Genomic DNA, 23,874 nt, shown 5'->3' on the forward strand with positions numbered 1-23,874 from the left:
TGCCATGTTGCACAGGTGAAGTGTCACTGGCTAGCGGCAGAGTGTTTCGGGCTTTTGCCTGGTCGTCTGCCATGAAGCGCAGTCGGTGGCGTAGGGCCGGTAATGTTTGGGCTGTAGGCCTGATGGATAAGTTCTGTAGGAATGTCTTTTTTTTAGCGCCGTAAGGCCAACATTACTACACCGGAGGTGATCAGGCCGATTCCGCCCCATTGGCGCAGGTCGAGCTTTTCACCCAGCAGGATCACCCCGAGCACCGCCACCAGCACCACGCTGAGCTTGTCCACTGGCGCCACCAGCGACGCAGGCCCCAGCTTCAGTGCGCGGAAGTAGCAAATCCATGAGGCGCCTGTTGCAAGTCCGGACAGCAACAGAAACAGGTAGCTCTTCGCCGAGATCGATCCTAATGACTGATATTGGCCCGTGGCGTACAAAATCAAGGCCAGACTGACCAATACCACCATGGTGCGCAACAGGGTGGCAAAGTCAGAGTTGACGTTTTCAATGCCAATTTTGGCGAAGATCGCCGTCATGGCCGCGAACGCCGCCGAAAGCAGGGCCCAGAATGTCCAGGAAGAGAAAAAACCCGAGCCCATGTACTTCTACCTTCAATAAAGTCAGATTGCTTCCAGCTTGGCGTAACCCAGCATCAACCACTTGCTGCCTTCGCTGAAATTCACTTGCACCCGTGCCTGGGCGCCAGCGCCTTCGAAGTTGAGGATCACTCCTTCGCCGAACACCGAGTGTTGTACGTGCTGACCGAGACTGAACGCGGTTTCCGGGATCTCGGTGCCGCTGAACATACTGCTCGAACTTTGTTTCTGGCCGCTGCCGAACGGTCGGCTGACGCTATTGGACAGCCGCACTTCCTGAATCAGGCCCTTCGGTACCTCGCGTACGAAGCGTGAAACCTTGTTGTAAGTCTCGCTGCCATACAGGCGTCGGGTTTCGGCGTAGGTCATCACCAGATTCTGCATCGCCCGGGTGACGCCCACGTAGGCCAGGCGGCGTTCCTCTTCCAGGCGGCCAGGCTCTTCCAGGCTCATCTTGTGCGGGAAAAGACCTTCTTCCATGCCCACCAGGAACACATAAGGGAATTCCAGGCCCTTGGCGCTGTGCAGCGTCATCAACTGAATACTGTCTTCGTGTTCGTCGGCCTGGGTATCACCGGCTTCCAGCGACGCATGGCCAAGGAAGGCGGCCAGTGGCGACAGGTCGGCGTCCTCTTCGGCGTTCTCGAAGTTACGCGCGGCACTGACCAGTTCCTCAAGGTTTTCTACCCGAGCCTGGCCTTTCTCGCCCTTTTCCGCCTCGTGGTAGGCGATCAAACCCGACTGCTCGATGACCGTCTGGGTCATCAGGTGCAGTGGCATGTCCACGGTTTTGGCCGCAAGGTTCTCGATCAGCTCGACGAATACCCCAAGGGCACTGGCTGCACGACCGGTCAGGCCTTTATTGGCGACCAACAGGCGCATGGCTTCCCACATCGACACATCGCTGTGGCGTGCGTGCTCGCGAATCGCTTCGACGGTTTTCTCGCCGATGCCGCGGGCCGGAACGTTGATCACCCGTTCCAGCGCTGCATCGTTGCCACGACCTTCGAGCAAGCGCAGGTAGGCCATGGCGTTCTTGATTTCGGCGCGTTCGAAGAAGCGTTGGCCGCCGTAGATCCGGTAAGGGATGCGTTCGCGCAGCAGCGCTTCTTCGAGTACCCGGGATTGGGCGTTGGAGCGATACAAAATGGCGATATCGCTGCGGGCCAGGCCAGTTTTCAGGGCGCTTTCGATGGTTTCCACGACGTAGCGCGCTTCATCGTGCTCGTTGAAGGCCGCGTACAGATTGATCGCTTCGCCTTCGCCGCCGTCGGTCCACAGCTCTTTGCCTAAACGGCCGGTGTTGTTGGCGATCAAGGCGTTGGCAGCCTTGAGGATCCCGGCGGTGGAGCGGTAGTTCTGTTCCAGACGAATGGTTTCAGCGTCCGGGAAGTCTTCGGAATACTGGTAGATGTTCTCGATCTTCGCGCCGCGCCAGCCATAGATCGATTGGTCGTCATCGCCAACTACCATCAAGCTGTCGCCACCCTTGGCCAGCAGCCGCAACCAGGCGTACTGCACAGCGTTGGTGTCCTGGAACTCGTCCACCAGTATATGGCGGAAGCGCTTTTGATAATGCGCGAGCAAGCCTGGGTGATCGCGCCACAGATCGAGGGCGCGCAGCAGCAGCTCGGAAAAGTCGATCACCCCGGCGCGCAGGCAGGCGGCCTCGTAGGCTTCATAGATGCTGCGCATGGTGGCCAGGAACAGATCGCCGCTGGCCTGTATATGTTGCGGGCGCAGACCTTCGTCCTTCTGCCCGTTGATGAACCACTGCGCCTGACGGGCCGGCCAGCGTTGTTCGTCCAGCCCCAGCTCGCGGATTACCCGCTTGACCAGGCGTTGCTGGTCATCGCTGTCGAGGATCTGGAAGGTCTGGCTCAAACCGGCTTCCTGCCAGTGCGCCCGCAACAGGCGGTGCGCCAGGCCGTGGAAGGTGCCGACCCACATACCGGCCGGGCTGATGCCCATCAACTGCTCGATGCGATGACGCATCTCGGCAGCGGCCTTGTTGGTGAAGGTCACCGACAGGATTGAGTGCGAGGAGGCCTGCTCGACCTGGATCAACCAGGCGATGCGGTGTACCAGCACACGGGTTTTACCGGAACCAGCACCGGCCAGGACCAACTGACGACCCACGGAGGCAGCTACAGCCTGGCGTTGGGCATCGTTGAGAGAGTTCAGCAGAAGGGAGAGATCATCGCGCATCGGAGCATTCTAGGGTGCTGGGCCACACCGGGCAAACCGAGCTTTGGTTTAACCGATAAAAAGAGACGGGGGACGACCGGTCAGTCATTCGCTGCAGGCGTTGGCGGGGCTCGCTTGAGCGGTCCGGAGAGGGAATCAGACGCAAATTGTTTGTCGATTTTATGATCTGGAGCAGTTTGGTCCGGGCGGTTGCTTGTGTATGCTCCTGCGACGTTTCGGGCTCACCATTATAAGAACATTGCCTATGACACTCAGCCCTGGCCTGCCGGGCCCCTCTGTGGAACCGCGGGTTATACGCAAGCACTACGCCATGGAGATGGCGGTCGAACGCACGCGTTTGCTTTATCAAGGCTCGCTGCTGCCCACGTTGTTCATGTTGCTCAATGGTCTGGTCTGCGTCTGGTTGCTCTGGAGCCCGCAGCGCTATTTGCTGGTCAGCATTTGGCTGGTCTGGCTGCTGACATTGGTGGCGCTACGTGTCATTCAGGTAGCGGCCTTCGACTCCGCAATGCCGAGCCGCCAGGCGCAGCCGATCTGGCGGCGGATGTTCCTGCTTGGCTCCGGCATGAGCGGTTTGACCCTGGCTTGTGCCGGCATCGCCCTGGTGCCGACCGACAGTTTCCTGCAACAGGCCTGGGTCTTTGGCCTGATCGGTGCGGCGACGCTTTCGGCCAGCGTCGCCTATGCAGTCAGTCTGCCGGCGTTCCTGTCCTTTACCTTGCCGTGTCTGTTGCCGGCGATTGGCTATTTATTCTGGGGTGGTGACGAACAGCAGCAAGGCTGGGGCTGGCTGGGGGTGATTCTGCTGGCCTCCTTGAGTGTCGTCGCCTGGCAGGTTAATCGGTTGATTCATCATGGTTTGCAGCGGCGCTTCCAGAACCAGGCGCTGATCGAGCATTTACAGCAGGCGCAAAGTCGCAGCGAACAGCTGAACCAGGAACTGGCCCGGGAAATCGACCAGCGTCGCAGTGCCGAAGAGCAACTGCGTGAGGCTCAGACCAGTCTGCAAAGCCGGGTTTCGCAACGCAGCCTGGAACTGGACGCGGCGAATCAGGCCTTGAGCAAAAGCGAAGCGCGTCTGGGGTTGGCCTTAAAGGCCAGTGAATTGGGGTTGTGGGACTGGAATCTGCAAACAGACGAGGTGCATCACACGCAGCTTAAAGAGCTGTTTGGCCTGGAGCCGGAGTACGTGACTGCGATGCTCAGCCATCTCAAGCCGCGTTTGCATCCACAGGATCTGCTGCCGCTCAAGCGCGCACTGGTCGAGCATTTGAAGGGCCGCACCGAGGATTATTCTATTGAGTACCGCGTGCGCCATGGCGACGGGCATTGGGTGTGGATCGAGGACCGCGGGCGGGCAGTGGAGCGAGGGGAAAACGGTCGAGTGATCCGTATGGTCGGTACCCGACGCGACATCAGCACCAGCAAAGAGCTGGAAGAGCAGCGTCGCTTGGCGGCCACGGTGTTCGAAGCGGCCAGCGAAGGTATCGTGATTCTCGATCCGAATTACGCGTTAATCGCGGTCAATCAGGCGTTCAGCCGGGTGACCGGTTACCAGATCGAAGACATGCTCGGGCGTAACGTCGTCGAGTTGCCTGGCAGTCGTGACGCGCGCCGGTACTACCCGGTGATCCATCAGGCTCTGGAGCAACACGGCAGTTGGCAGGGGGAGTTGGTCGAGGCGCGCAAGAACGGCGAGCTGTATCCGCAATGGCTCCAGCTCAACGTCGTGCGCGATGTTCGAGGAAATGTCAGCCATATCGTCGGCTTTTTCACCGATCTCTCCGCCCGACGCGAATCCGAAGAGCGCATGCGCTATTTGACCCATTACGACGAACTGACCGGTTTGGCCAATCGCTCACTGTTCCGCGAGCGGCTGCACGACGCCCATCAGCGGGTGCGCCAGGGTGGCCGAAGCCTGGCGTTGCTGCATATCAATCTTGATCGCTTCAAGTTGCTCAATGACAGCCTAGGCCATGAAATCGCCGACCAGTTGTTGCAGAAAATGGCACGCCGACTGGTCAATGCGCTACCGGAGGCCGACACCATCGCGCGTTTATCCGGCGATGAATTTGCGGTGCTGTTCGACGCTTATGGCAACTTGTCCAGCCTGGCCCGGGTAGCGACCCGGCTAGCGAACAAGCTGCGGTTGCCGCTGACGGTGGAAGGGCATGAGCTGGTGGTCAGTGCCTCGATGGGTATCAGCATGTTGCCGGACAATGCACGGGACATTTCGACGTTGGTCAGTCAGTCGAATATGGCCATGCAACATGCCAAACATTTGGGCGGCAACAATTTCCAGTTCTACACCGAAAGTCTGCAAGCCAGCACTCTGGAACGCCTGCAACTGGAAAACCAGCTGCGCAAGGCAATCGAAGAGCAGCAGTTGATGGTGTTCTACCAACCGAAGCTGTGTCTGGCGACGGGCCGCTTGAATGCCGCTGAAGCCCTTGTTCGCTGGGATCACCCGACCATGGGGCGGGTGCCGCCAGGCGACTTTATCGGGCTTGCCGAAGAAACCGGGCTGATCGGTCCGATCGGCGAGTTCGTGTTGCGTCAGGCCTGCTGGCAAGCCTGCGAATGGCAACGTCAGGGGCTGGAGCCGATCCGGGTCTCGGTCAATCTGTCGGTGCATCAATTGCGTCAGGGCAAGCTGGTCAGCCTGGTTCGCCAGGTGCTTGAGGAAACCGGTCTGGCGCCGCACTACCTGGAGCTCGAACTGACCGAAAGCCAACTGCTGGACAGCGTCGAGCACATCATCGCAACCTTCCAGCAACTACGTGATCTGGGAGTGAAACTGGCGATTGACGACTTCGGTACCGGGTATTCGTCGTTGAGTTACCTCAAGCGCATTCCGGTGGACTACGTGAAGATCGATCAAGCGTTTATTCGCGGTTTGGCCGAGGGAAGTGGAGACGCGGCGATCACCCGGGCAATCATCGCCATGGCCCATGGGCTGTCACTCAAAGTGGTGGCTGAAGGGGTCGAGCGTCCGGAGCAGCTTGAGTTTCTCAAGGCTGAGGGCTGTGATGAAGTGCAGGGGTATCTGATTAGCCGGCCGGTGGAAGCCGCAGGGTTGGCGGATTTATTGCGCGCGGATGAGCGCTTTTTGTAGCCGCTGCCGAAGGCTGCGTTCGGCTGCGAAGCGGCCGTAGATTGGATGAATGCAGCTTTCAGGAAAATTGCGGTCGTAAATTTTACGACCGCTTCGCGGCCGAACGCAGGCTGCGCCAGCTGCTACATAGCGCGCGGCCGGCCAAAATAGGGGGCGGCAAGGCGATTCAGTTACGCATTGAGCGGGCAAAAAGCGCATTCATGTAGTATAACTACAAAATGGCTACATCCCTGGCGTCTGCCAATAACAACGAGTCCAGCCCTTTGAATCTGTTGCAACACATCGCCCAGTCACGCCACCTGTTACGCAAGTCGGAGCTCAAGGTCGCCGATCATGTGCTGCTTGACCCCGCGGCTGTGATGCACAGTTCCATGGCCGATCTTGCCCACAGCGTTGGCATCAGCGAGCCGACCATCGTGCGCTTCTGCCGTGCCATCGGCTGTTCGGGCTTCCAGGACTTGAAGCTGAAACTGGCGCAAAGCCTGGCGGCAGGTGCGAGCTTCGGGCAGTTCGCGATCCATGAAGACGACTCGGTTGCCGACTACAGTCTGAAGATTTTCGACACTACCCTGCATACGCTGATGGAAGTGCGCGAGAAGCTCGACCCGGCGGCCTTGCAGCGTGCGGTCACCGCCATGTCCCAGGCCCAGCGCGTCGAATTCTACGGCTTTGGTGCATCTGGCGCGGTGGCGGCGGATGCCCAGCACAAATTCTTCCGCTTGCTGCTGACCGCCGCAGCCTATTCCGACCCGCACATGCAGGCGATGTCGGCGGTGACGCTGAAACCTACCGACGTGGCGATCTGTATTTCCCAGTCCGGGCGCTCCAAAGACCTGTTGATCACCGCCAACCTGGTCCGCGAAAGCGGCGCGACGCTGATCACCTTGTGCCCGAGCCAGACGCCGTTGGCCGAGCTGTCGACTGTCAACCTGGCGATTGACGTGCATGAAGACACCGAAATCTACACGCCGCTGACTTCGCGTATTGCTCACCTTGTGGTGATCGACGTGTTGGCGATGGGCGTAGCCATGGCCCGTGGCCCAAGCCTGGTCAACCACCTCAAAAGCGTCAAACGCAGCCTGCGCAGCTTGCGTCTGTCGCCCAAGTCGGTCAAAGCGCTGGACGATTGATTGCTGGAAGGTCGTTCCGACCTTATCGCGGGCAAGCCTCGCTCCTATAAGAGCGCCACAAATCCCTGTAAGGGTGAGGCTTGCACTATCGCCGCCCGGTAACTTTCACATCCTTGTAATCCCCGCGCAGCCAAATCGTCATCCCTGACGTCCATCGTGTAACTCCCGTACTCGTCTTGGGAGACTCGAAATGGCCCAGCACTACGAAGAACGCAACAGCGCCGTCAAAACCCGCCGTCAGCAGGAAGATCAGCGCCGCATGGCATTCCGTCGCGCGATTGAGCACCGTTGTGAGCAGCGTCAGTTGCTCGCCGAGATTGGTGACTTTCCCGACTCGGCGGAGCTCAATTACTGGCAGGCAGCGCCAGCAACTTCCCGTCGAAACGCTCAACCAGCCCGCTGATCTGCACCCGTTCGCTGCGGATAAACCCCAGGAACGCATGCGCCACCGGTGACAGGCGCTTGGCTTTGGCCTGTACCACGCACCAACTGCGGTACAGTGGTAACTCCTCCACCGGCAACTCTTTGAGCGTGCCGGTTGCCAACTCAAGGTTCAGGGCGTGGCGCGTCAACAGCGCTACGCCCAAACCTGCCACCACACACTCGCGCTGAGCTTCCGCCGAAGCGACCTCCAGGGTTTGTGTGAAGTGCACACGCTTCTCCTTGAAATACTCCTCACACGCCAGTCGTGTGCCCGAGCCTTGCTCGCGCAGCAGCAGCGTATAGGGTTCGAGATCCTGCAAACGCAGCGGCCCCATGTGGCATAGCGGATGGTCCGGCGGCGCCACGGCGATGATCGGGTTGTTGAGGAACGGCAGGAACTCCAGGCCCATGTCCTGCGGGACCATGGACATGATCACCAGGTCGTCGCGGTTATCCGAGAGGCGCCGAATGGCCTGTGCGCGGTTGATCACGGTCAGCTGCAGGTTGACCTCTGGATGCTGGCGCTTGAAGGCGGCGAACAGGTGCGGCACGAAGTACTTGGCGCTGGATTCCACTGCCAGTTTCAGTTGCCCCTGCAGTGAGCCCTGCATGTCCGAGAGCTGCATGTCGAGGTTTTCCAGGCGCCCGAAAATATCCCGGCTGGCCCGTTGCAGGGCTTCAGCGGCCTCGGTCATGTAGAGTTTTTTGCCTACATAATCGAACAATGGCTGACCAATCAGCTCTTCCAGCTGACGAATTTGCAGGCTGACGGCCGGCTGTGTGAGAGACATTTCCTCAGCTGCACGGCTGTAGGACCGTAGATCGCAGACTTCATTGAAAATCTGAAGCTGGCGCAATGTCATACGCATCAAGGACTTACGCATTTTTAGAAACTCTGGCCGCAGGCTTGTCCGTCAACTATAAGTCTTTGCTTATGAGCGGCCCAATTATTATTGATTTTTGTTAATTCCTTGAGCGGGATAGTGTGGCTATGCGACTGAACTGAAACATTTAGTCACGCGCCGACCTGGTTTAGCAGGTCGTCAGTGCCATCGGCTCAAGGGAACCTCCAAGTGATAAAAAAAATCCTGATCGCCAACCGTGGGGAAATTGCCGTACGAATCGTGCGTGCGTGCGCCGAGATGGGCATTCGCTCGGTCGCGATCTATTCTGACGCCGATCGCCATGCATTGCATGTGAAGCGCGCGGATGAAGCCCACAGCGTTGGTGCCGAACCCCTGGCCGGTTACCTGAATCCGCGCAAGCTGGTGAACCTGGCAGTGGAAACCGGTTGCGATGCATTGCACCCAGGTTACGGTTTCCTGTCGGAAAACGCTGAACTGGCAGAAATCTGCGCCGAGCGCGGTATCAAATTCATTGGTCCGTCGGCAGAAGTGATTCGCCGCATGGGCGACAAGACTGAAGCGCGCCGCAGCATGATCAAGGCTGGCGTGCCAGTGACCCCGGGCACCGAAGGCAACGTCGCGGACATCGCCGAAGCGTTGGTCGAAGGCGACCGCATCGGTTACCCGGTGATGCTCAAGGCCACCTCCGGTGGTGGCGGCCGCGGTATTCGTCGCTGCAACAGCCGCGAAGAGCTGGAGCAAGCTTTCCCGCGGGTGATTTCCGAAGCGACCAAGGCGTTTGGTTCGGCGGAAGTCTTCCTGGAAAAATGCATCGTCAATCCAAAGCACATCGAAGCGCAGATCCTCGGCGACAGCTTTGGCAACGTGGTTCACCTGTTCGAACGTGATTGCTCGATCCAGCGCCGCAACCAGAAGCTGATCGAGATCGCCCCAAGCCCGCAACTGACCCCTGAACAGCGCGCCTACATCGGCGACCTGTCGGTGCGCGCAGCCAAGGCTGTGGGCTACGAGAACGCCGGTACCGTGGAGTTCCTGCTCGCCGAGGGCGAGGTGTACTTCATGGAGATGAACACCCGGGTCCAGGTAGAGCACACCATTACCGAAGAAATCACCGGCATCGACATTGTTCGCGAACAGATTCGCATCGCTTCCGGTCTGCCGCTTTCGGTGAAACAGGAAGACATCCAGCACCGCGGTTTTGCGCTGCAGTTCCGGATCAACGCCGAAGACCCGAAAAACAACTTCCTGCCGAGTTTCGGCAAGATCACTCGTTACTACGCACCCGGCGGTCCCGGCGTGCGCACGGATACGGCGATCTACACCGGTTACACCATCCCGCCGTTCTACGATTCCATGTGCCTGAAACTGGTGGTGTGGGCGTTGACCTGGGAAGAGGCGATGGACCGTGGTTTGCGCGCCCTCGACGACATGCGTCTGCAAGGGGTCAAGACCACCGCCGCCTACTACCAGGAAATCCTGCGTAACCCGGAATTCCGTAGCGGTCAGTTCAACACCAGCTTCGTTGAAAGCCACCCTGAGCTGACCAACTACTCGATCAAGCGCAAACCCGAAGAGCTGGCCCTGGCCATCGCCGCCGCCATCGCCGCCCACGCAGGCCTGTGAGGAATAATCATGACCAAGAAAATTCACGTTACCGACACGATCCTGCGCGACGCCCACCAATCGCTGCTGGCGACCCGCATGCGCACCGAAGACATGCTGCCGATCTGCGACAAGCTCGACAAAGTCGGCTACTGGTCGCTGGAAGTCTGGGGCGGCGCGACTTTCGACGCCTGCGTGCGCTTCCTGAAAGAAGACCCGTGGGAGCGCCTGCGCAAACTGCGTGCGGCCTTGCCTAACACCCGTCTGCAAATGCTTCTGCGTGGTCAGAACCTGCTGGGCTACCGCCACTACAGCGACGACGTGGTCAAAGCCTTCGTCGCCAAGGCCGCGGTCAATGGCATCGACGTGTTCCGCATCTTCGACGCCATGAACGACGTGCGTAACCTGCGCGTTGCCATCGAAGCGGTGAAAGCTGCCGGCAAACACGCCCAGGGCACCATCGCCTACACCACCAGCCCGGTGCACACCATCGAGGCCTTCGTGGCGCAAGCCAAGCAAATGGAAGCCATGGGTTGCGACTCTGTTGCGATCAAGGACATGGCCGGCCTGCTGACCCCGTACGCCACTGGCGAACTGGTCAAGGCGCTGAAAGCCGAGCAATCGCTGCCTGTGTTCGTCCACTCCCATGACACCGCCGGTTTGGCTGCGATGTGCCAACTCAAGGCCATCGAAAACGGTGCCGACCATATCGACACTGCGATCTCCAGTTTCGCCTGGGGCACCAGCCATCCGGGTACCGAGTCGATGGTCGCCGCCCTTAAAGGCAGCGAATTCGACACCGGCCTGAGCCTGGAGCTTTTGCAGGAAATCGGTCTGTATTTCTACGCCGTGCGTAAGAAATATCACCAGTTCGAAAGCGAATTCACCGCCGTCGACACCCGCGTGCAAGTCAACCAGGTACCGGGCGGGATGATTTCCAACCTGGCCAACCAGTTGAAAGAGCAGGGCGCGCTGAACCGCATGAGCGAAGTGCTGGCGGAGATCCCGCGGGTTCGTGAGGACCTCGGCTTCCCGCCGCTGGTAACCCCGACCTCGCAGATTGTCGGCACTCAGGCGTTCTTCAACGTGCTGGCTGGCGAGCGTTACAAAACCATTACCAACGAAGTGAAGCTCTACCTGCAAGGCGGCTACGGCAAGGCGCCGGGTACGGTGAACGAGAAACTGCGTCGTCAGGCCATCGGCAGCGAAGAGGTGATCGACGTGCGTCCGGCCGATTTGATCAAGCCGGAAATGACCAAGCTACGTGGCGACATCGGCGCGTTGGCCAAGTCCGAAGAAGACGTGCTGACCTACGCCATGTTCCCGGACATCGGTCGTAAGTTCCTCGAAGAGCGCGAAGCCGGCACCCTGACCCCGGAAGTGCTGCTGCCGATCCCGGAAGCCGGCGGCGTGAGGTCGGCCGGTGGCGAAGGCGTACCGACCGAGTTCGTCATCGACGTCCACGGCGAAACCTACCGCGTCGACATCACCGGTGTGGGCGTCAAGGCTGAAGGCAAGCGTCACTTCTACCTGTCCATCGACGGCATGCCGGAAGAAGTGGTGTTCGAACCGCTCAATGAATTCGTCAGCGGCGGTAGCAGCAAGCGCAAGCAGGCCTCCGCGCCGGGCCACGTCAGCACCACCATGCCGGGTAACATCGTCGATGTGCTGGTCAAGGAAGGCGACACAGTGAAAGCCGGCCAGGCGGTGCTGATCACCGAAGCGATGAAGATGGAAACCGAAGTTCAATCGGCCATCGCCGGCAAAGTCACCGCTATCCATGTGGCCAAGGGCGACCGGGTCAACCCTGGCGAAATCCTGATCGAGATCGAGGGCTGATTGACAGCCTTTGACTGAAACGCTTTAAACCTCGGGGGGGCATGTGCTCCCCTTTTTTTTCGTCTGTCTGAAACACCGTCCTGGCGGGTTGCCCAGATGCCCTGTAGGAGCCGAGCTTGCTCGCGATGACGGCCTGACAGCCGGCCGATCTCCTGCGGATGTACACAGAGATAAATTGTAGGAGCCGAGCTTGCTCGCGATGACGGCCTGACAGCCGGCCGATCTCCTGCGGATGTACTCAGAGATAAATTGTAGGAGCTGAGCTTGCTCGCGATGGCGGCCTGACAGCCGACCAATCTCTTGCAGGTGTACATATCCATTTCTGCGGTAACGGCAACTTAGGGTTCCGCTCTTACAGCGGGTCCCTTTTGGCAAACGCCCCAAAAGGAACCAAAAAGTCTTCGCCCCGAGCGTTCGGCCCCTCGCTGGGGCTCGGTGTTCCCTCGCTACGGTGTCCATCAGGGGGCATCGCCCTCCGGTCTGCTTCGCTACGACCTCCATGCGATGTCCTCGGCTTCGCCGAGGGGCGCTGCGCGCCAGTCCCCTGATGAACACCTTCGCTCGGCCTTCCGAAGGGGCGGGTGGATCAAGATCTAAAGCCAAAGCCAAAGCCAAAGCCAGAGCCAGAGCGAACAGGCGAAAGGAGTCTGTACTCGGCGCTTCTTCCTTCGATTGAATGTAGGAACGGTCTGAGATGTAGGGACCGGCTTTTACATCCTGCAGAGGCTTGCCTATAGTTCGTCCGTCATCGCCAAAATGGTGACCGATCTTAGCCGGTCGAAAAACAGAGTGGACGTTAAAGCGCCGCCCTAGTTTTGCTTATCTGCAAACGGTGGTAGCTCCGAAAAATAATTATGGAGTTACATATGCCCAACTACACCCCCCTCCAAAGCAATCTCAGCGTCGAACCGACCCTATTCCTCAACATCAATGCCGACGCCTGTGATCTCTTCGAGACCGCGATCCACCGCATCAAGACCGCACGTAATTTGCTCAACAGCGTCACCTGCCTGAGCGTGAAGGATGCCGAGGGCTACGACCTGGAACACTTCGCCAACGCCGCGCATTTGCTGATTCAGGATGGCTGCGATGCCCTGGATGCACTGGGCTGGAAGCTCAATCGGTCATCTGGCTGCGCTGCTGATACGCCTTCCCGTAATGGCGCTCCATCCGTGCCTGAATCAACTCCAGACCAATCGACATCAACCAGTAAATGATCGCCGCGGTGCTCAGCATTTCGATGTAGCGGTAGCTGGAGCGGCCGTAGGACTGAGCCAGGAACATCACTTCCCAGACGCCCATCACCGAGATCAGTGACGAGTCTTTGAGCATCGAGATGAATTGGTTGGTGGTGGGCGGGATGATGGTGCGCATGGCTTGCGGCAGGGTGACCCGCCAGAAGATCACTGTCTCGCGCATGCCCAGTGCCAGCGAGGCTTCGCGCTGACCGTGGGGTACGCCGAGGATGCCGGCGCGAAAAATTTCGCTCAAGTACGCGCCGTAGTTCAGCGACAAGGCGATGATCCCGGCCGCAATGGCGCCGGGGACAATGCCCAGTTGCGGCAGGCCGAGGTAGATCAGCAGGATCTGAATCAACAGCGGTGTGCCGCGAAAAAACGACGCGTAAAAACTCGCGACGCCGAACGCTACCGCGCTCTTCGACAGCCGCGCCAGGGCAGTGATGAAGCCCAGCAGAGACGAGGCGACGATCGAGCCCAGACACAAAAACAGTGTCAGCGCTGCGCCTTGCAAGAAGCCATTGGGCGCCAGATGCAGGCCGATCAGGTTCGGCAGTTTGTCGAGGATGATCGAGAACTTCAGGTCGAAGCTCAGGAAAAAACTCGCGAACAAGCCGAGCATCGCCGCCCAGGTCAGGTACAGGCGCGTGCGAAAGCCAAAGACACGTTTGAGCAACGACTCAGCCACCGGTTGTGGCGGCTGAGGCGGTTGGGGGAAAGAAGTCATTTGCTGATGTCGGCGCCGATCCATTTTTGCGACAGCCTGGTCAGGGTGCCGTCCTGTTTCAGCTGGGCGAATACTTCACGCACTTTGCTGTCCCACTGCGCGTCGCCTTTTTCGATGGCCACCGAGTTAGGTTCCGAATACAGCGGCTCACCGGCAAGCTTGAAGCGTTTGTCTTCGCTAAGTCGCGGTTGCGCGGTTACCAGGTTGGTAAGGATTGCGTCCAGCCGAACCCCGGCACCCAGGCCCAGGTCCTGGAAGGCGACGTTGTCGGTGTCATACGGGGCGATCTGCACGTCCTCGAACGGGTACTGCAACCGGGTGTCCTCGGCTCCTTCGATCACCAGGTTTTTGTTCAGGTAGCTTTCGTAGCTGGAGGCGCTGGTGAGGCCGACTTTTTTGCCGCTCAGGTCTTTGGCGTTATGGATGCGGTCATCCTTGGCATTGACCACGATCACTGCCGGTGAGGCGTAGTACTCCACCGGGAAATCGAAGACCTCGGCGCGTGCCTTGCTCGGGGTCATGGAGCAGATGCAGATGTCATAGCGACCACTCCAGCGCCCGGCGGCGATCACATCCCAGGACGGGGTCTCGAGGCGCAGTTTGACGCCGAGTTTGTCTGCTACGGCTTTGGCCACGTCAACATCGAAACCATCGAGTTGGTTCTGATCGTTGAGGAACGAGAAGGGTGGATAACTTTCCATCAGCACGCCCACCAGCTCTTTCTTTTGTTCGACGCGATCCAGCGTGGCACCGGCAAATACCTGGGTGGAGGCAGCGAGAATCGTCAGGCCCAAGGCCAGCAGCGGTTGAAGTTTCACGGGTGGTTCCTGACTAAAAAGAGGTTGTTATTAACTGAATGGTGCGTATTTAATAGTTATAAGAACGACTCCGGTAGTGAGTTATTTTCATAAGCATATGAGTAAAAAGCATATGAGCGCAGGCAGCACGGTAATTCTGGATGGCGGCATGGGTCGTGAACTGCAGCGCCGAGGCGCTCCGTTCAGGCAGCCTGAGTGGTCAGCACTGGCCTTGAGCGAAGCCCCGCAAGCGGTTGAGGCGGTTCACATCGCTTATATCGAAAGCGGTGCCAACGTTATTACCAGCAACAGCTATGCGGTAGTGCCGTTTCATATTGGGGAAGAGCGTTTTGCAGCTGAAGGTCAGGCGCTCGCCGCATTGGCGGGTGAACTGGCGCGTCGTGCGGCCGACGCCGCCAGGCAGCCGGTGCGTGTGGCGGGCTCATTGCCACCGCTGTTCGGTTCTTATCGTCCGGACCTGTTCGATGCGTCGCGGGTGTCCGAGTTACTGACGCCGTTGGTGGCCGGTCTGGCCCCGCATGTGGACCTGTGGCTGGCGGAAACCCAGAGTTCTATCGTCGAAGCCCAGGCGATTCACGCGGGCCTGCCGAAGGATGGCAAGCCGTTCTGGTTGTCATTCACCTTGAAGGATGAAGACACCGACGAAGTACCGCGTTTGCGCTCCGGCGAGCCGGTTAGCGAGGCCGCAGCTGTCGCCGCGCAACTGGGCGTTGAAACCTTGTTGTTCAATTGCAGCCAGCCGGAAGTGATCGGTGCCGCGATCGACGCAGCCCGGGAAACGTTTGAGCGGTTGGGGGTGAAAATCAACATTGGCGCTTACGCCAACGCGTTCCCGCCGCAGCCCAAAGAAGCCACGGCCAACGATGGTCTGGACCCATTGCGTGAAGACCTCGATCCGCCGGGATACCTGCAATGGGCGGCCGATTGGCAGAAACGTGGTGCCAGCCATCTGGGCGGTTGCTGCGGGATAGGGCCGGAGCATATTGCGGTGTTGGCGCAGAAACTGGTGTAAAGATCGTTCCCACGCTCCGCGTGGGAATGCCTCACTGGACGCTCTGCGTCCGCTCCTGAATGTGGCGCGCAGCGTCACGGGCTGCATTCCCACGCAGAGCGTGGGGAACGATCATCGTCAGGAATTCTGACGACACTCCACCAACGTCTTGACCTGCCCAGACCCCGCCTGATTTTCCTCGCTTAACCACTTCTCAAACCCTGCCCCAATCGCCGGCCATTCCGAATCCAGGATCGAGTACCACGCCGTGTCACGGTTTTGACCTTTGACCACCATGTGCTGGCGGAACACCCCTTCAAAACTGAAGCCCAGACGCTCAGCCGCGTACTTGGAGCGGGCATTGCCGTTGTTGCACTTCCATTCCAGACGGCGGTACCCCAACGCAAAAGACTCTTTGGCCAGCAGATAAACCGCTTCGGTACTTTTCGGTGAACGCTGCATTGGTGCGCCGAAGGTAACGTGGCCGATTTCGATCCGGCCTTGGGCCGGGACGATCGACATCAGGCTGAGAATGCCCTGAACGTCGCCGCTGGCGCGGTCGATCACGGTGAAAAAATACGGGTCGCTATTGGCCGCGTGGTTGTTTAGCCAGTCATCGAATGCATCGCGCTCGGCGAAGGGGCCATAAGGCAGATAGTCCCAGAGTTTCGGATCGGAATTCGGGCCTTGTAGCGCTTGCCACAGGCCATCGCCGTGACGTGCCGGGTCGAGTTTCTCCAGGCGGATGAAGCGCCCTTCGATGAGTTTCACCGAGGGCGCAGGGACGCCTTTCCAGTGAGCGAGTGGGTTCGACATGCTGCTCTCCTTAAACCTTAAAGGCCTTTGCGAAACTGGATGAAGCCAGGGCGCTCGGCGATGCGCTCGTAGAGCCGAATAGCAGTGGCATTGGTCTCGTGGGTCAGCCAATGGACCTTGGCGCAACCGTCAGCGCGTGCGGTGTCATAGACGAATTCAATCAGCTGCCGACCGACGCCGGTGCCGCGTGTTTCCGGGACGACCAGCAGGTCCTGCAGGTAGCAGGCGTTTTCGATGCTCCAGTTGGAGCGGTGGTAAATGAAGTGCACCAGACCCACCGCCTTGCCATCGAGCCACGCAAGGGCGGCGTGGGTTGGTTCGTTCGGATCGAGTAAGCGTTGCCAGGTGCTCTGATAAACAGTGCCGGGCAACTCAGTGTCGTAGAAGCGCAGGTAGGCTTGCCACAACGGTTGCCAGGCGGCGTGGTCGTTGGCGGTGACGGGGCGGATCTCGATCTGACTCATGGTTATTCCTTAACGCATCAAGTGGGCGAGGGCCTGGTCGTGCAGGTCGGGACTGGCGGCCAGCCCTTCACGCACACCGGCGATGTCTGTGGTACTGCGGTTCTGGCTGAGCTTGCGTTTGCCTTCCAGACGCTGGATCGGCAAAGCGAAACCGACGATGGCCTTGAGCATGCCGTCGATGTAGTGGGCCGGCGCATCGTCGACCTTCCACGGTTTGGCGAGACCGGCTTCGTGGCGATCGGTCAGGGCGCTGACCAGGTTGCGCAAGCGGTGCGCGTCGCTGAACACTTCGGCCTTGCCATAGGCATGTACGGCGACGTAGTTCCAGGTCGGCACGACTTTGCCGTGGTCGGCTTTGCTCGGGTAAAACGAGGGGCTGACATAAGCATCGGCCCCGGCGAAGATCACCAGTGCTTCAGCGCCGGCCTCCAGTTCCTGCCATTGCCGATTGGCTCTGGCCAAATGCCCGTAGAGGGTGCCATTGGGCCCTTGCTCAGGGCTCAGCAACAGCGGCAAATGGCTGGCTTGCAAGCCTTGTGCGCCGTGGGTGATCAGCATCGCGAGCCGGGTGCTGAGGATTTGTTGGTGCAGTTGCAACACGTCTTGTTCGGCAAATGCGCTGGGTGTGTACATGGAAATATTCCTTGGCGAATGCCTGCATCCTAGGCAGGCTATTGGTCTGTTGTAAGAGCCATTAATGACCAATTTCATAGGTCCATTTTTTGAGGTCCCAGCCCATGTCCCTTGCGCCGCTGTCCTTGTCGTTCAACCCGGCGGGTATCGAACTGGATCGTCGTCAGGGCTTGAGTCGACAGCTCTATCAGGCTTTGCGCTTGCGGGTACTGGACGGACGCCTGGCCAGCGGCACGCGTTTGCCTGCTACCCGGGACCTGGCCGCAGCCTTGTCGATTTCCCGCAATAGCGTAGTTCGCGCCTACGATCAGCTGTACGCCGAAGGCTTTATCGAAGGGCGCGTGGGTGACGGCACCTATGTGGCTCTGTTACCGGAGACAGCCCTCCCGGTGAAAAAACTATCCACAAAAGTATCCACAGGGTTTTCAACAGGCTTACCCACAGGGTTATCCACAAAATCGTCTGTTTTACCTGGGATTACATCCAGTAAAGTTATCCACAGCAGTGCCCTTGAGCGTGTCGAACAGCACCATTTGACCAGGCCGCCGGGTGGTCCTCCGCGCGCTTTTCGGGTGGGTGTTCCGGCTTTTGATCTGTTCCCGTTCGAGGTCTGGGCCAAGCTGAATGCGGCTTTCTGGCGAAAACCGGATTTGCAGCAGTTGTGTTATGGCGCGCCGGAAGGCGACGCACGCTTGCGCGGGCTGGTCGCTGCATATTTGCGCAGCTCCCGTGGCATGCAGTGCAGCGCTGAACAAATTGTGATCACCAGTGGCGCGCAGCAGGGAATTAGCCTTTGTGCACAGTTGCTGGTGGAGCCCGGCGATGGGGTGGCTGTGGAAAACCCGGGCTATCGGGCGGCCGGCCATGCCTTTGCCGTGGCAGGGGCGCAGTTGCGTGGTGTGGCGGTAGACAGCGAGGGCATGGACTGCACGCAATTGGCGACCTTGAGCGATTGCCGGCTGGCCTATGTCACCCCCTCTCATCAGTACCCGACCGGGGTGGTCATGAGTCTGGCGCGGCGTCTGGAGTTGCTGGCATGGGCCGAGCGCACCCAAGGCTGGATCGTCGAGGACGACTATGACGGCGAATACCGTTACAGCGGCGCACCACTGGCGCCCTTGGCCGCGCTGGATCGCCAGGGCCGTGTGTTGTATGTCGGGACTTTCGGCAAAGTCGCGTTTCCGGCGTTGCGCCTAGGCTATCTGGTGTTGCCGATGGGGCTGGTGGAGGCCTTCGCCCAACGTCGGGCAGTGGATGTGCGGCACTCGGAGGTCAGCACCCAAGCGGTGATGGCTGAGTTCATGGCGGCCGGGCATTTTCAGCGGCATATCCGCCGGATGCGCCGCGCGGCGTTGAGTCGACGCAATGCATTGTTGGCCGGTTGGCCGGTGGATATCCCGGGTGTTGGCAGTTTGCCCAGTGTGGCGGCGGGTTTGCATCTGACCGTACGGGTGGACAGTCCGGCCCGCGAACGTGAGCTGATCGAACAAGCCGCGAGTGTCGATGTGGAGATCAGTGGCTTGAGCCGTTACTGGTTACCGGATTCGAGTACGCCAGCAGAGGAGCGGGCAGGGTTGGTGCTCGGGTTTGCGGCGGTGCCGGAAGTGGCCATTGAGGCGGCACTGACGCGGTTACGGGGCGTCTGGAGTTGATGAGATCTGATCGGGATTGAAAGACCCGCGCAGTGGCGGGTCTTCGGTTTTGCTCTACGGACATCAATGCCCGGCAATCATTCGGTTCAGGTCCCGGACTTGATCTTGGTCCAGGCTCGGGTACGTGCCCGCTCCGCATCACGCGGCAAGGGTTGCAGGGTATAGAGCGTGCTCATCGCCGCTTCGGTCGGGTACAGGTTGGGGTTGGTGCGGATCGCCGGGTCGACTAGATCGGTGGCGTCCTTGTTCGGGTTCGGGTAGCCGACGAAGTCGCTGATTGGCGCGATCACTTTCGGTTGTAGCAGGTAGTTGATGAAGGTGTAAGCGTCCTCCGGATCTTTGGCGCCTTTAGGGATCGACAGCATGTCGAACCAGATCGGCGCGCCTTCTTTGGGCAGGCGCATATCGACGACGACACCATTCTTGGCTTCCTTGGCGCGGTTGGCGGCCTGGGAGAAGCTGCCGGAATAACCGACCGCGACGCAGATGTCGCCGTTGGCGATATCGGCCATGTACTTGGAGGAGTGGAAGTAGGTGATGTACGGACGAATCTTCAACAGCAGCGCTTCAGCTTTGGCGTAGTCTGCAGGCTTGGTGCTGTTGGGCGGCAGGCCGAGGTGTTGCAGGGCCAGCGGCAGGATCTCCGACGGCGAGTCGAGCAGAGCGACTCCGCACTGCTTGAGTTTGCTGATGTTCTCCTCCTTGAAGATCAGGTCCCAGCTGTCCACCGGCGCGTTGTCGCCCAGCGCGGCCTTGATCTTGTCCGGGTTGAAACCGATCAGGATGGTGCCGTACATGTAGGGCACGGCGTATTTGTTGCCGGGGTCGTTGGCTTCGATCAGCTTCATCAGCTTGGGATCGAGGTGGTTCCAGTTCGGCAGCTTGCTGCGGTCCAGTGGCTGGAACACCCCGGCTTCGATCTGCTTGGCCAGGAACACGTTGGACGGCACCACCACGTCATAACCGGAGTTGCCGGTGAGCAGCTTGGCTTCCAGCGCTTCGTTGGTGTCGAAGATGTCGTAGATCAGTTTGACCTTGGTCTCGGCCTTGAAGTCTTCGAGGGTTTTGGGAGTGATGTAATCGAACCAGTTGTAGACCCGCAAGGTGCGGTCTTCAGCATGTACGGCGCCGCTGAGCACTGTGGCGCAGAGGGCTGGAGCGATAAAACGCTTGAGTCTGTTCATTGTTCTAATTCCTCATTGGGCGCTTTGGAAACCTTCGAGAACGTTCACGGCGTTGATGCCGATTTCTTCTACCGCGTAACCGCCTTCCATCACGAACAGCGTCGGCTTGCCGAGACGCGCGATACGTTCGCCCATGCGCAGGTAGTCCGGGCTGTCGAGCTTGAACTGGGAGATCGGGTCGTCCTTGAAGGTGTCGACGCCCAGAGAAACCACCACGACATCGGCGCCGTAGCTTTCGATCTCTTTGCAGGCCAGTTCCAGCGCAGCGCTCCAGCTGTCCCAGCCGCTGCCGGCGGCCAGCGGGTAGTTGAAGTTGAAACCTTCGCCAGCACCTTCTCCGTGCTCGTCTTCGTAACCGAGGAAGAACGGAAACTCGGCTTGCGGGTGGCCATGGATCGAGGCAAACAGCACGTCGCTGCGCTCATAGAAAATCGATTGGGTGCCGTTGCCGTGGTGGTAGTCGACGTCGAGGATGGCAACCTTTTTATGGCCTTGATCGAGGAACGCCTGAGCGGCGATGGCCGCGTTGTTCAGGTAGCAGTAACCGCCCATCAAGTCGCTGGCAGCGTGGTGTCCCGGTGGTCGGCACAGGGCGAAAGCACTGCGAGCGCCGCGTTGGATCTCCGCCTGGGCTGTGAGCGCGACTTGCGCTGCGCTGTACGCGGCTTGCCAGGTGCCGGCGGTGATCGGCGCGCCGCCGTCGAAGCTGTAATAGCCGAGTTGGCCATGCAGACTTTTCGGGATCACCCTGCGCAAGGTGCGGGCCGGCCAGGTGTAGGGCAGCAAGTCACCCTCGCGACCGAACTCGGTCCAGCGCTGCCAGGCGCCTTTGAAGAAGTCCAGATATTCGCTGGAGTGAATCCGCTGGATCGGCCCCAAACCGAAATCCTGCGGTGCTTGCACCGGGCCCAGGCTGCGGTACTGGACCCGCTGCAGAACGTGATCGGCGCGCGAGGGCATTTCGAAGCAGGGCATCAGTTGCCCGTCCATCAATTCACAACGGCCGTGGTGCAGGTGGTGATCATCCGAGTAGATCGTCAGCATTTCTTATTCTCCGCAGGCTGATTCGGTTGCTCACAGTCTTGCGGCGCACGGAGTTTGAGAGAACGGCAGGAGCGGCCAAAAGGGGATCGATATGGCCAAATTGTTTGTCCGAAATTCGCCCCTGAATGGCGCGGGAGACATGATCGCTCCCACGCTCTGCGTGGGAATGTCTCATTGGACGCTCTGCGTCTGCGTCTGCTTCGGCTGCGACGCAGAGCGTCACGGGCTGCATTCCCACGCGGGAGCGTGGGAACGATCGTCGCCCATAGGAGCTGCCGCAGACTGCGATCTTCGGTTCAGGGCCGGAACTGACTCGGCGCAACGCCGCTCCAGCGGACGAAGGCATGGCGGAAACTGGCGGTTTCGCTGAAACCCAGGTTTTCGGCGATCTGGTAAATCGGCAACTGATCTTCGCGGAGCATTTGCTTGGCCCGCTCAAAGCGCAGCTCGTCGAGCAGCTCCTGATAGCTGCTCCCCAGATCCTTGAGATGCCTGCGCAGAGTGCGCGCCGAACAGTTCATTTGCTCGGCCAAGCCCTCAAGTCCCGGTGCAGCGTTGAGTTGCGTGGCGAGCAGTTGGCGGATTCGCCCCAGCCAGGCCTGACGTCCGGTGAATTCGGTGTTCTGTTTGCGGCAGCGCTCGGCCATGGCCTGGTGGGTAATGGTGTCGGCCAGTGGCAACGGTTGGTCGAGCCACCGCTTGTCGAAGGCAAAGCCATTGGCCGTGGCATCGAACTGCAAGGAGCAGTCGAAGCGCTCGGTGTAGCGGGTCTGGTAGTCCGGTGCGGGATATTCGAAGCGGGCACCGAGCAATGGCAGCGGGTGGCCGAGCAGGTCGTCGCAGATGACCTTCATCGAGACCAGGCAGAACTCGGTGTTGAACTCCGCCAGCGCCGGGTTTTCCCGATAGTCGCCGGCCGTGAGCCAGATGCGCTCGCCATCGTCCTCGAGGCTCAACTCGAAAAGTGTTCCCAATAGCGCCGGATAATGCAGCGCCAGACGCAAAGCGTCACCGAAGGTGGCACTGGTGAGCAGGGCATAACCCAGCATGCCGTAGGAAGAGACATGCATGCGCCGGCCCAGCTCCAGGCCGATCTCGCGCTTGAGCGCGACGGCATTGGCGCAAACCTGCATTTCTTGATTAGTGGTGATTCGCGTGTCGGCACGGCTCAGATCTGTCGCACTGATGCCGCTGCCGGCCAACAGGGCTTCGCTGGACAGACCTTCAGCCTTGAAGGTGCTGAGCACCAGTGAGACCGCGTTGAGGGTCGTGAGATGGGAGTGCAGCATGCTCGGTTCCGGCTGGGGATGCTGGAGCCGAGCAAGTTGTGTGCCGCAGGGGGTTGGTAGGCGAAGACCTGGTAGCAGCTGGCGGAGCCTGCGTCCGGCCGCGTAGCGGTCGTAGTCCGGCAGACGCGTTCATTCTGAAGAACGTGATAGCAGGCTTTACGACTGCTACGCGGCCGGACGCAGGCTCCGCCAGCTGCTACGGGATCGTGTTATCAGCTCAATTCGCCGCACAGATCCAGCTCAACCAAACGCCGAACCTCGGCCGTCTCAAGCCCTGCACCCAACAGCGCATGCAATTTGCCAAACGCCGCCTCACGAGTCATGCCGCCACCCGACAACACGCCAGCATCGCGCAACCGGCTGCCAGCTTCGTAGACGTCCAGCTTAACCCCGCCTTCATGGCACTGAGTGATCGCCACCACTACGATGCCCTTGTCCTGCGCTCGTCGCAGGCTGGCGAGGAACTCTGGGTTGTCGCTTGGCCCGGTGCCGCTGCCGAAGCACTCGAGCAGCAGTCCTTGAATGCCGCTATTGAGCAGGCCATCAAGTTGTTCAGCACCAATGCCGGGGAACAACGGCAGCACGCCAACCCTGGCCAGTTGCTTGCTCTGATCGTATTGCAGCTGAGCGGGAACTGACGGCGCCTTGGCCACGCCACCGTTACGTTGCAGCGCAGCAAACGGATGACGACCAAAGCTGCGAATTTTCGCGCAACGGGTCGGCGCCAGCAGTTCGCCGTGGAAGTACAAATGCACTCCCGGCGCCAGGCCTTGGCCCAGTGCAACCAGCGCTCCGCCGAGGTTTTCCCAGGCATCGCTGTCGGTCACGCCGGCCGGCAGCATGGAGCCGGTGAACACGACCCGCGCATGCAGGCCGAGCAACTGGAAGCTCATGGCCGCGGCGCTGTAAGCGAGGGTGTCAGTGCCGTGCAGGATCAGCACGCTGTCGCAGCCCTGTACGTCGACTGCATCGATGACCGCTTCACGCAAACGCAGCCAATAGGCAGGTGTCATGTTGGCGCTGTCGATCAGCGGGGCCATTTCGCGGAAGCGCCAGTTCGGCACTACCAGCTCTGGCTGGCTGTGGAGGTAGTCGCGCATCCGTGCTTCAAAACCGGAAGCTGGGGCCAGGCCGTGAGCGCTGGCTTGCATGCCGATGGTGCCACCGGTGTAGAGCACCATGACGTGCTGTGCTGCGGGGTAAGTTGCGGGGTTCATGTGGGAATCTCCTGGACGAGTACACCGT

At 59.8% G+C, this 23,874-nt stretch carries 20 protein-coding genes; 8 read left to right on the forward strand and 12 right to left on the reverse strand.

All coding sequences use genetic code 11. The annotated features are described in order from the left end of the window. Positions 1 to 152 precede the first annotated feature (152 nt). Positions 153 to 593 carry an EamA family transporter gene (locus tag AC07W5_RS00985; RefSeq protein WP_494990977.1) on the reverse strand — a complete coding sequence of 147 codons (441 nt, stop codon included), beginning with the start codon at positions 591 to 593 and terminating at the stop codon, positions 153 to 155. Positions 594 to 614: 21 nt separating this feature from the next. After that, on the reverse strand, positions 615 to 2,798 hold the full coding sequence (gene uvrD / locus AC07W5_RS00990; RefSeq protein WP_495010476.1) for a DNA helicase II: 2,184 nt from the start codon (positions 2,796 to 2,798) through the stop codon (positions 615 to 617). 244 nt (positions 2,799 to 3,042) lie between these two features. On the opposite strand from uvrD, the gene AC07W5_RS00995 reads away from it, so the two are divergent. From AC07W5_RS00995 to AC07W5_RS01005, 3 genes are all read left to right on the forward strand, one after another. Continuing rightward, the gene (locus tag AC07W5_RS00995) at positions 3,043 to 5,913 is read left to right on the forward strand and encodes a putative bifunctional diguanylate cyclase/phosphodiesterase (protein WP_495022635.1); all 2,871 of its coding nucleotides are present in this window, start codon (positions 3,043 to 3,045) and stop codon (positions 5,911 to 5,913) included. Positions 5,914 to 6,176: 263 nt separating this feature from the next. Beyond that, the gene (hexR, locus tag AC07W5_RS01000) at positions 6,177 to 7,043 is read left to right on the forward strand and encodes a transcriptional regulator HexR (protein ID WP_494990974.1); all 867 of its coding nucleotides are present in this window, start codon (positions 6,177 to 6,179) and stop codon (positions 7,041 to 7,043) included. Positions 7,044 to 7,233: 190 nt separating this feature from the next. Then, positions 7,234 to 7,446: a PA3496 family putative envelope integrity protein gene (locus AC07W5_RS01005; RefSeq protein WP_494990973.1), complete on the forward strand. Its 213-nt coding sequence runs from the start codon at positions 7,234 to 7,236 to the stop codon at positions 7,444 to 7,446. Here the strand turns inward: AC07W5_RS01005 and AC07W5_RS01010 are convergent. After that, positions 7,388 to 8,350, reverse strand: a complete 963-nt coding sequence (locus AC07W5_RS01010; RefSeq protein ID WP_495022636.1) for a LysR family transcriptional regulator — start codon at positions 8,348 to 8,350, stop codon at positions 7,388 to 7,390. The two genes, AC07W5_RS01005 and AC07W5_RS01010, sit on opposite strands and share 59 nt — an antisense overlap. Positions 8,351 to 8,539: 189 nt before the next feature. Here AC07W5_RS01010 and AC07W5_RS01015 point away from each other — a divergent pair, with 189 nt between their 5' ends. From AC07W5_RS01015 to AC07W5_RS01025, 3 genes are all read left to right on the forward strand, one after another. Then, positions 8,540 to 9,955 (forward strand): acetyl-CoA carboxylase biotin carboxylase subunit, encoded by a 1,416-nt coding sequence (locus AC07W5_RS01015; RefSeq protein WP_494990971.1) that lies wholly within the window; start codon positions 8,540 to 8,542, stop codon positions 9,953 to 9,955. 9 nt (positions 9,956 to 9,964) lie between these two features. After that, the gene (gene oadA, locus AC07W5_RS01020; protein ID WP_495022637.1) at positions 9,965 to 11,773 is read left to right on the forward strand and encodes a sodium-extruding oxaloacetate decarboxylase subunit alpha; all 1,809 of its coding nucleotides are present in this window, start codon (positions 9,965 to 9,967) and stop codon (positions 11,771 to 11,773) included. 866 nt (positions 11,774 to 12,639) lie between these two features. Beyond that, positions 12,640 to 12,990 carry a hypothetical protein gene (locus AC07W5_RS01025; protein WP_495010475.1) on the forward strand — a complete coding sequence of 117 codons (351 nt, stop codon included), beginning with the start codon at positions 12,640 to 12,642 and terminating at the stop codon, positions 12,988 to 12,990. Here AC07W5_RS01025 and AC07W5_RS01030 read toward each other — a convergent pair. Continuing rightward, positions 12,890 to 13,738 (reverse strand): amino acid ABC transporter permease, encoded by an 849-nt coding sequence (locus AC07W5_RS01030; RefSeq protein ID WP_494990966.1) that lies wholly within the window; start codon positions 13,736 to 13,738, stop codon positions 12,890 to 12,892. The genes AC07W5_RS01025 and AC07W5_RS01030 overlap by 101 nt on opposite strands. Beyond that, positions 13,735 to 14,556, reverse strand: coding sequence for an ABC transporter substrate-binding protein (locus tag AC07W5_RS01035; RefSeq protein ID WP_495022638.1), 822 nt, complete (start codon positions 14,554 to 14,556; stop codon positions 13,735 to 13,737). Before AC07W5_RS01035 ends, AC07W5_RS01030 begins: the two co-directional genes overlap by 4 nt. A gap of 112 nt (positions 14,557 to 14,668) precedes the next feature. On the opposite strand from AC07W5_RS01035, the gene AC07W5_RS01040 reads away from it, so the two are divergent. Then, positions 14,669 to 15,568, forward strand: coding sequence for a homocysteine S-methyltransferase family protein (locus AC07W5_RS01040; RefSeq protein WP_495022639.1), 900 nt, complete (start codon positions 14,669 to 14,671; stop codon positions 15,566 to 15,568). Positions 15,569 to 15,685: 117 nt separating this feature from the next. On the opposite strand, the gene AC07W5_RS01045 is transcribed toward AC07W5_RS01040, so the two are convergent. From AC07W5_RS01045 to AC07W5_RS01055, 3 genes are read right to left on the reverse strand one after another with little or no spacing between them, the layout of a single operon-like run. After that, entirely contained in the window at positions 15,686 to 16,363 is a 678-nt protein-coding gene (locus AC07W5_RS01045) for a GNAT family N-acetyltransferase (RefSeq protein WP_494990963.1), read from the reverse strand. A gap of 17 nt (positions 16,364 to 16,380) precedes the next feature. After that, on the reverse strand, positions 16,381 to 16,827 hold the full coding sequence (locus AC07W5_RS01050) for a GNAT family N-acetyltransferase (RefSeq protein WP_494990962.1): 447 nt from the start codon (positions 16,825 to 16,827) through the stop codon (positions 16,381 to 16,383). A gap of 9 nt (positions 16,828 to 16,836) precedes the next feature. Continuing rightward, positions 16,837 to 17,460 carry an FMN-binding negative transcriptional regulator gene (locus tag AC07W5_RS01055; protein ID WP_495022640.1) on the reverse strand — a complete coding sequence of 208 codons (624 nt, stop codon included), beginning with the start codon at positions 17,458 to 17,460 and terminating at the stop codon, positions 16,837 to 16,839. Positions 17,461 to 17,564: 104 nt separating this feature from the next. Here AC07W5_RS01055 and pdxR point away from each other — a divergent pair, with 104 nt between their 5' ends. Beyond that, positions 17,565 to 19,112, forward strand: a complete 1,548-nt coding sequence (pdxR, locus tag AC07W5_RS01060) for a MocR-like pyridoxine biosynthesis transcription factor PdxR (RefSeq protein ID WP_495022641.1) — start codon at positions 17,565 to 17,567, stop codon at positions 19,110 to 19,112. 86 nt (positions 19,113 to 19,198) lie between these two features. Here the strand turns inward: pdxR and AC07W5_RS01065 are convergent, their stop codons facing one another. The 4 genes from AC07W5_RS01065 to AC07W5_RS01080 form a co-directional block, all read right to left on the reverse strand. Beyond that, positions 19,199 to 20,296: a polyamine ABC transporter substrate-binding protein gene (locus AC07W5_RS01065; protein ID WP_494990959.1), complete on the reverse strand. Its 1,098-nt coding sequence runs from the start codon at positions 20,294 to 20,296 to the stop codon at positions 19,199 to 19,201. A gap of 12 nt (positions 20,297 to 20,308) precedes the next feature. Then, on the reverse strand, positions 20,309 to 21,340 hold the full coding sequence (locus AC07W5_RS01070) for a histone deacetylase family protein (RefSeq protein ID WP_494990958.1): 1,032 nt from the start codon (positions 21,338 to 21,340) through the stop codon (positions 20,309 to 20,311). Between the two features lie 296 nt (positions 21,341 to 21,636). Beyond that, positions 21,637 to 22,629 (reverse strand): AraC family transcriptional regulator, encoded by a 993-nt coding sequence (locus AC07W5_RS01075; RefSeq protein WP_495022642.1) that lies wholly within the window; start codon positions 22,627 to 22,629, stop codon positions 21,637 to 21,639. A 212-nt stretch (positions 22,630 to 22,841) separates the two neighbouring features. Then, positions 22,842 to 23,846 (reverse strand): asparaginase, encoded by a 1,005-nt coding sequence (locus AC07W5_RS01080; RefSeq protein ID WP_495022643.1) that lies wholly within the window; start codon positions 23,844 to 23,846, stop codon positions 22,842 to 22,844. Between the last annotated feature and the right edge of the window lie 28 nt (positions 23,847 to 23,874).

It is taken from the genome of Pseudomonas sp. GW821-FHT01E05 (assembly GCF_059422425.1).